Annotated in this window: 10 protein-coding genes; all 10 read right to left on the reverse strand. The window is 32.4% G+C overall.

Going from position 1 to position 7,678, the window contains the following annotated elements; all coding sequences use genetic code 11:
• On the reverse strand, nt 1-815 hold an 815-nt coding region (locus RR430_RS06805; protein WP_332508823.1), incomplete at its 3' end, for a methyltransferase domain-containing protein.
• A 1-nt stretch (nt 816) separates the two neighbouring features.
• Entirely contained in the window at nt 817-1,146 is a 330-nt protein-coding gene (locus tag RR430_RS06810; RefSeq protein ID WP_332486715.1) for a hypothetical protein, read from the reverse strand.
• Between the two features lie 71 nt (nt 1,147-1,217).
• Nucleotides 1,218-2,762, reverse strand: coding sequence for a ClC family H(+)/Cl(-) exchange transporter (locus RR430_RS06815; RefSeq protein WP_332486714.1), 1,545 nt, complete (start codon nt 2,760-2,762; stop codon nt 1,218-1,220).
• Between the two features lie 92 nt (nt 2,763-2,854).
• Complete coding sequence (locus RR430_RS06820; protein WP_332486713.1) at nt 2,855-4,045, reverse strand: diguanylate cyclase; 1,191 nt, start codon at nt 4,043-4,045, stop codon at nt 2,855-2,857.
• Nucleotides 4,011-5,048, reverse strand: a complete 1,038-nt coding sequence (locus tag RR430_RS06825; protein ID WP_332486711.1) for an S-layer homology domain-containing protein — start codon at nt 5,046-5,048, stop codon at nt 4,011-4,013. Before RR430_RS06825 ends, RR430_RS06820 begins: the two co-directional genes overlap by 35 nt.
• A 17-nt stretch (nt 5,049-5,065) precedes the next feature.
• On the reverse strand, nt 5,066-5,296 hold the full coding sequence (locus RR430_RS06830) for a DUF6133 family protein (protein ID WP_332486709.1): 231 nt from the start codon (nt 5,294-5,296) through the stop codon (nt 5,066-5,068).
• A gap of 44 nt (nt 5,297-5,340) precedes the next feature.
• Complete coding sequence (locus RR430_RS06835; RefSeq protein ID WP_332486707.1) at nt 5,341-5,898, reverse strand: YodL domain-containing protein; 558 nt, start codon at nt 5,896-5,898, stop codon at nt 5,341-5,343.
• Between the two features lie 17 nt (nt 5,899-5,915).
• The gene (locus tag RR430_RS06840; protein WP_332486706.1) at nt 5,916-6,413 is read right to left on the reverse strand and encodes a hypothetical protein; all 498 of its coding nucleotides are present in this window, start codon (nt 6,411-6,413) and stop codon (nt 5,916-5,918) included.
• Nucleotides 6,400-7,260 carry a DNA adenine methylase gene (locus tag RR430_RS06845; protein WP_332486704.1) on the reverse strand — a complete coding sequence of 287 codons (861 nt, stop codon included), beginning with the start codon at nt 7,258-7,260 and terminating at the stop codon, nt 6,400-6,402. The genes RR430_RS06840 and RR430_RS06845 overlap by 14 nt, the downstream gene beginning before the upstream one ends.
• 18 nt (nt 7,261-7,278) lie before the next feature.
• The gene (locus RR430_RS06850) at nt 7,279-7,617 is read right to left on the reverse strand and encodes a hypothetical protein (RefSeq protein WP_332486702.1); all 339 of its coding nucleotides are present in this window, start codon (nt 7,615-7,617) and stop codon (nt 7,279-7,281) included.
• Nucleotides 7,618-7,678: the final 61 nt, after the last annotated feature.

The raw sequence follows: 7,678 nt of genomic DNA on the forward strand, positions 1-7,678 counted from the left end.
AGAATCATAAAGTCAAATGTACATTCTTTCAACTCTTTTACCTCCAATTCAGTTATCTCACGATTGAGCATTAAAGGAGTCATTTTAGCAAAATGAATTTTATCATCATCATTTACTTCCTTTGTATATTTAATATTCTTGACATCAATCAAATCCATTTTAGTCTTAAAGTAATCAGTAACTGCATCAATTGTATATCCATCTGTACTAAGACCTACCATTTTTTTCAACTCTTTTAAGTATTGTTCTCCTGGTATCACTTTCATGCAAATGCCATCATCACTCAACAATCTTTCAAATTCTTGATAATTAGATGGTGTTAACACATCACATATAAAATCAATACTTTTTGGTTTCAATGGAATATTTGTCAAATCTGCCATGAACCAATAAATAGAATTATCAGATTTACCAGCCAATTTAATGGCTTCCTTAGCATTATCAAATCCAATGATAGTTGCATCAAATTGAGCACTAATCGCTCTTGAATAATACCCTTCTCCACATCCCACATCTAACAGCGTAAATTCATCCTTTTTATAAGATTCAATAATTCGTAACAATTCATTTAATAACGGTTGATAATAATCATTCTCTAATACTATTCGTCTACTTTCAAAAAGTTCTTTTATATAATTGGTTGGTTTTTGATTAGGAATAAAATTAACATAATTAAATGAAGCACAATCAAAACAATGCCCATTGATACAAGTAGCACTAGCGGGATGCACTATGTTAATTATTTCTTTACATATTGGGCATCTTAGAATCTCTTCAATTTTCTTATAGTGATTAAAAACTGTTTCAATTTTCATTTTATCCTCGCTTAGATTTACTTACAAAGTACCCTATTGTATTCCCTACTAAACCAAGTACACCATAAATTAAAATGTAGATAGATGCTGATGAATTCATATAAATAAAAATACTCGGTGTAAAACAAACCATTAATATTAAGACAAATATAATGTCTACTCTTTTTTTAGTCATACCAAAATAGATTGATACACAAAACAATAAAAATGGAATCATTATCAACAACACAAACATAGCACTTCCAGTATTTTGAATAATTAATGGACAACCATAAAAAATAAATACAAATGAAAATATATACGGCAAATAGTCTTTAAATTTAAATTTCATATCCCTTACCTCTATGCAACATTTTAACATATAACTTATTGATTAAATTAAAAATGCAGAAAATCTGCACTTTATTTCATTTTACATATTTTATTTAGTGCTACATTCATAGTTTCAAATTCTTGTTGTGAAGCAATTGCTACTAAATAATCACCATGTAGTATTTGAAAATCTCCATTAGGTACAAACTCTTTATTCCCACGTCTTATTCCAACTATTAGTAAACCACTAGGCCATTGAACATCTTTGACTTGTTTACCCGCTACAAAGCTACCTAATTCAACTACCATTTCAATAATAACGTTTGATTTTGATTTTTCTTTACCTTGATTTTCTTCAGTTAGTCGCTCCAATAAAACTTCATATATAGGATTTGCTTTTAATAAATCTGATGTTAACAAAGCTATAAATGCAACCGCAGCTACTGGCAATAAATGTACAAGTGATCCTGTCATTTCAGCCATTAACAAAATACTTGTAATAGGAGCCTTAACAGATCCTGCCATTATCCCAGCCATTGAACATATACAAAACACCGAAATCATATCGCTAGATAACCCAAAATTAAATCCAACTTGGGCTACTAAACTACCTAATAGCGCACCCATCGATAAGATAGGCATGAAGATACCCCCAGGTATGCCACTTCCAAAACTTGTAGTAGTAAAAATCATCTTACAAATTAGTACCACAAATAACATACCAATGCTAAGTTTTGCAGTTTCTGATAACTGCACTAACCCTTGACCTCCACCCAATACTTGAGGCAAAAATAACCCAAATGGTAAAGCAATTAACAATGCCATCATCGGTCTAACAATTATAGGTAACTTACTATAAAAATTACCAGATACAAGTAACATTTTATTTATTATTACACCCACCACCCCTGACAAAACACCAAGAATGACTAACCAGAAATATTGATTTAGTGGTAGTTGTGGAACATCAACATAACTTAGTACTGGTTTTAGTCCAAATATTGTTTTCGACACTATATCTGCGGTTAGGGCAGCTGTTGTTGCAGCAATCAATATATTAGGTGAAAAAGAACGATGAACTTCTTCAAGTGAAAATATAATACCTGATAAAGGTGCATTGAATGCCGCTGACAAACCAGCAGAAGCTCCAGCAGTAATCAAATAATTTTCTTCAAGTTTATTATTACTCAATTTACTCGCTATTATTTCTCCACCACTTGCTCCAATTTGTATAGAAGGTCCCTCTCTACCAAGTGATACGCCAAAAAAAGCACTTAATATTCCTGCAATAAATCTAACTGGAATAATTAACAAACTCTTTAATTTTCGGCCATAAAGTAAGACTCCCTCAACTTGTGGTATTCCACTACCCTTCGCATCAGGTGACAGTTTAATTAAGTAAGATAACAATAATCCTACTAAAACAATTATAATTAACCAAGCAAAAATATAAATTGGATTATTTCTTAGCAATGTATATATTTCAATTGATTTTTCAGTTGCAAACTCTATACCTAATCGATACACAGCAACAACAAACCCCGCAAATAATCCAACTAAGATACCTTTACTAGCAACATTCCATCTTAAGCGACTAACATCTCGATATATTTTAGAAACTTTGATTTCACTCATTTCTTCACCCCTAACTAACTTTTATATTTTACGCCTTTTTAAATAAATATCAAATAACTAAAAAGACTATGATTTTCATCACAATCCCCTAATTAGTTTTTCCGTTTTGCTTCAACTATACAATTTCTACCATTATTCTTAGCTCTATATAATGCATCATCCGCATGTTGGATTGCACTCTCTAAACTAGAAACTTTAAATAATTGATCATGCCATAAACCAGCACTCACTGTAACATAACCTAGTTGTGTGTCTTCTCTTAGAATTTTTAAATTTTTAATATCATTAATGAATTCATTCGTTAAATCATGAGCATTAAATTGTTCTTTACTAACTTTTATAACTAAAAACTCTTCTCCCCCATATCTAACAGCAATTGCATCGTATTTTTCACAAAACTCAATTAACTTTGTTGTAATTTTCTTAATGCATTCATCTCCTTGTAAATGTCCATATTCATCATTATATTGTTTAAATGAATCAATATCTAACAACAAACACATTGAATGCAAATCTTTACTTGAATATTCAGCAAACATTGGATATACAACTTGATGCAAATAATGACGATTATACAAACCTGTTAACTGATCACGATGAGCAATTTCCTCAAGTTGATTATTTGCTGACTTAATTTCAAGAACTTGCTCATGAATGATCTTTCCATCTAAAAATTCTATCGCTAAGCTACGATAATATCTAAATGAAATAAATATTGATAACACTGTCACAAATATGCTGTTAATCAAAATACCAAATATACTTCCTGTATCCACAAACATAATTACTGACGATATTAAAATAACCCATGTTAAACTAAATATCACAATACTCTCAATTGGTGATAACAGTAATACCGCAGCCATTGTAGGTAATAAATAACTATAAACCGATAAATCAGACCCCTTCATTAAATCAAGAAATGTTATTCCCATTAACCATAAACAAATCATAAAACAATAAAATCTTCTAACCCATAAAAACATTTTAAAATGATTATTGTTAAATGCATAACGATAAATAAAAATAGCTATAATTGTAACAACTAAAAGAAATATATATAGTGAGATATACCCAACTGTTCTTAAATTAGATAAATTTAAATTCCGATTTGATATAAATAATAATAACATTACCACCTGTGTCAATAAAACAACAAGAGATATATTTCTTTCAGTTGTATAAACTTTTTTTGGAAAATAAGCATTGAATTCTATCTTGTCTTTATCAGACAAAAATACAACATTACTAAGTAATACTTCTTTTATTTTGTTCACAGACATCTGTTCTTCCTCTACTGTTTAATGCCGTAGCTGAAAAAGTATAACTACCTGTAGACTTAATTTTAATTACTCCACCTTCTGCTTTTAATTCTCCATCTAACACAGAGGAAGGTTCAATAGGAATACCATTTTTAGTAACTGTCCATATTACAGATTTTACATTACTGCTAGTTGGAATAATTTTTATCTCCTCTTCTACATAAGCAGTGTTTGGAAGTGTAAAATCATATTTCGGTGCTGGCACATAAGATGAACCTCCATTTGAGGACGAACCATTATCTGAAGCATTATCTTCTTGGTCCACATCAGGAGAATCTACAGCATCTTCTTCTATTTTATCAGTGGCTTCTTCTTGCTTAATTATCTCTTTGATTTCATCATGCCTATCAAGGATTTCAAAGGCTTCAGCTCGTGTTGACTCTCCATCAGGACGTATTGTTCCGTCTGGATAACCAAAGATTATATTATAATGTTTGCCAGCACAGATATACTCACGATCTTCTTCTGTCAAATTATCTTCATCAGTAAACCCTGTGTTACAAGCACAATCTGTATTATGTTCTTCCTTACCTATAGCTCTAACTAACATTTTAATCATTTCCATTCGAGTAATAGGCTCATCTGGAAAATATTTAGCACCATATTCTTCTTTGATGATAATACCTTCATCAATAAGTGCCTCAATTTCTCTTTGAGCAAAATGTCCTGCAATATCCTCAAATACTATGTTAACAGTATTTGTTTCCTTTGGCTCAATTTCCATGATTCTTGCTAAAAGAGCAGAAAATTCTCCTCTTGTAATTATTTCATCTGGATGAGATAGTCCATCTGGGTATCCTTGAATTACGCCCTTTCTTTCAAGATTATTAATTGCTTCTTCAGCCCAATGACCTACACTATCAGAAAATACAAACCTTGTTGCATAGGCAGAGCCTACAAAACTGGTAATTAAAATACAAACTACCAATAGAATATTGATTATTCTCTTTGACTTATGATTCATTTTAAACTTTCCCCCTTTTAGCCTGCATAGTTAAACATTTCTTTAATTCGCTCTTCTAATGTTGGCATAACCACTTCACCAAATAGCGCATACAGACCTGCAAGGAGTAATGCTCCTAAAACTACAGCAACAAGGATTTTTACAGCTGTATCAATATATCCTTCTCCACGGTTATTACTAACTGCTATCTTTGCTGCGACAGCCTTTCTTGTTATAAATTCATTTACTTTTCTTAACATACTTTTCATCCTGTTTTCCTCCATTATTTTTTAATTTTACTGAGTTTTAATTTTTAAATACTCATATTTATGTCTTGTATTTGATCCTTTGGCTCAAAATCAATTTCTTTAAATCCAAAACGGTCTACATAGTAAAACTCACTGCCATTGTCATTATATAGCTCAACTACATCTGACATTGACAGTGAGTGACCAGTAAACCCATGGGGATGATTTAGATTAAACTTTGTGTATATGGATTCTAAATCATTTGTTTCTATTTCTCCTTCATATACAAGCTCATAGTTATTTTTATCTGGATCTCCAAAGTTTTCTTTAAGTTCCTCATATCCTATAAACTTACATTCTGGATTTATATCAGCTCTTAGCTGCCAGATACGACAGTCTTTAAGAGGTACTGGTATTTCATTATTAATAAGGAGTACACCTTCTTTTGAAAGTCTTTCAAATACACCCTCTGTCCATTTTGCTGTAAGCTTACGGTTACTAAGCCACTGACTGAATTCTTCATTTTGAAACATAGGGTCTACTATTGCAGTATCATCTTCCACATACCCTGAAGGATTTCCATAATAAAATATACAATCATTCTTTAGCTCAATTCCTGTCATGATTTACCTCCCATCATTTAATCTCCATAGACAATATCCTCCATCATAATCCTTTCTTCCAATTCTCTGATGCAGATACCTGACATCTCAAAGATATCAATAACAAACTTTGGTACATCGGCTATATCATAGTCATAATCTGCCTGCATCACTATGATTTCCCCACTGTCTTCTTCTGTACAAGCACAAAGCTTTGCATCCTTTGGAATACCAGCTTCTTCAAGGAGATAATCCGGGACAATAATCTCATCAAATTCTTCAAATCTCTCACAATAGGAGCAATCATGACATCTCCCACAAATTCCTGCTAGATGAACAATTAACTCTTCTGAGAGATTTTTAAGTCCTTCTGCCACCCTTATAAGCTCCATTGCATTCATCGTTGTTTTCATAGCTACAACAGCATTCTCTAAGGTGTTAAGTTCAATTTCTTCACACCCTGTAAGGTCTGCTGCATTAAGTATTTCATTTGGTAAACTAACGTTGTTATCAAAGCATTCTTTAATCATTTTCATTATAAATTCCCTCCTGTTTTCCTAGTCCATTTTTCATTTCAAATAAATTAATTTGTGATGGAGAATTTATCTCCCTTTCATGCATATCATAATTTGCCACTAGTATTTCAGGAAACTGGGCACCATTATCATAGCGCTGTTTAATATTATTGATACGGGTGTAGCTTTCAATCTGGATGTTTGGTGCATCGTATAGCTCTCTGATAAAAGAACAGTCATTGTAGGAAAGCAAGAATTTCCCTTCAATGCCCATCAGGGTATCTCGAAGTCTTATATGATCTTCTTTCTTAAATCCATCTTCACCAACATTTTTGTAATACTTTTCTGTTTCAAAATACGGTGGATCTGCATAGAAAAAGCTGACAGGGCGGTCATACTGCCTTATCAACTTTTCAAAATCTTTATTTTCAACCACTACTTTGCTAAGTCTTCTATGTGCCTGTTCAATTATTGGAAAGTTGCTCCACATATCATGAGGCTGACTTCCGAAGCTAGTAAGGCCTGATGCATAGCTATAGCGAATCAATTGATAAAAATATGAGGCTCTTATTACATCACTTGTAGGGCTGTCTTTTGCAAGTGCCTTCTTCACTATGTCAAAATCCTCACGGGAGTTTAACACAAAATATAGTGCATCTATTAATTCGTTTGGTTTCTCCCTTACACAGCGATAGAGATTGGTTAGCAATCCATTAAAATCGTTATATACTTCAAAATCATTGCCCGGCGGCTTATGAAATAATACCCAGCCTCCACCTCCAAACACTTCTATATACCGTTCATAATATAAGGGAAAGAGAGATACAATTAATTCTCTTAAAGATTTCTTGCCACCTATCCAACTCATAAAACTATTAATACTTCATCACCTCTCTCTTACCTCTTTATCAAGGTCTAATCTTAATTGTCCGTTTGCATCTGGAAAATGCTCTAAAGCTTTAACTAGTCCTCTCTTTGCTTTTGCAATTTCTCTAATTCGACTTGTCATCTGCCCAATACTTGCAAGTAGTTCTTTTCTATCAGCAGCATAATAATATCCTTCATCACCACTGCATATGGGATTGCCATCATTTCTTAATTGATTGACTAATTTCCTGACAGTTCTTGAACTTATACAGAATCTACTTTGCAGATATGCGCTGGGTACTGCTTTAGAGGTTCCTGTGTGATACTCTTTTAGATAAATTAAAAAATCATGTTCCACCTCCTCGCCTCCTTTCTCATGCCATGTTTCATAACACTGTGGATATGATTGTTTTGGGCAA

Source organism: Anaerorhabdus sp. (assembly GCF_036641015.1).
Classification (GTDB): domain Bacteria; phylum Bacillota_I; class Bacilli_A; order Erysipelotrichales; family Erysipelotrichaceae; genus Anaerorhabdus.

Coding starts and splice junctions, on each gene's coding strand:
- RR430_RS06810 (WP_332486715.1), bottom strand. CDS start 1,146: ATGAAATTTAAATTTAAAGACTATTTGCCGTATATATTTTCATTTGTA.
- RR430_RS06815 (WP_332486714.1), bottom strand. CDS start 2,762: ATGAGTGAAATCAAAGTTTCTAAAATATATCGAGATGTTAGTCGCTTA.
- RR430_RS06820 (WP_332486713.1), bottom strand. CDS start 4,045: ATGTCTGTGAACAAAATAAAAGAAGTATTACTTAGTAATGTTGTATTT.
- RR430_RS06825 (WP_332486711.1), bottom strand. CDS start 5,048: ATGAATCATAAGTCAAAGAGAATAATCAATATTCTATTGGTAGTTTGT.
- RR430_RS06830 (WP_332486709.1), bottom strand. CDS start 5,296: ATGAAAAGTATGTTAAGAAAAGTAAATGAATTTATAACAAGAAAGGCT.
- RR430_RS06835 (WP_332486707.1), bottom strand. CDS start 5,898: ATGACAGGAATTGAGCTAAAGAATGATTGTATATTTTATTATGGAAAT.
- RR430_RS06840 (WP_332486706.1), bottom strand. CDS start 6,413: ATGAAAATGATTAAAGAATGCTTTGATAACAACGTTAGTTTACCAAAT.
- RR430_RS06845 (WP_332486704.1), bottom strand. CDS start 7,260: ATGAGTTGGATAGGTGGCAAGAAATCTTTAAGAGAATTAATTGTATCT.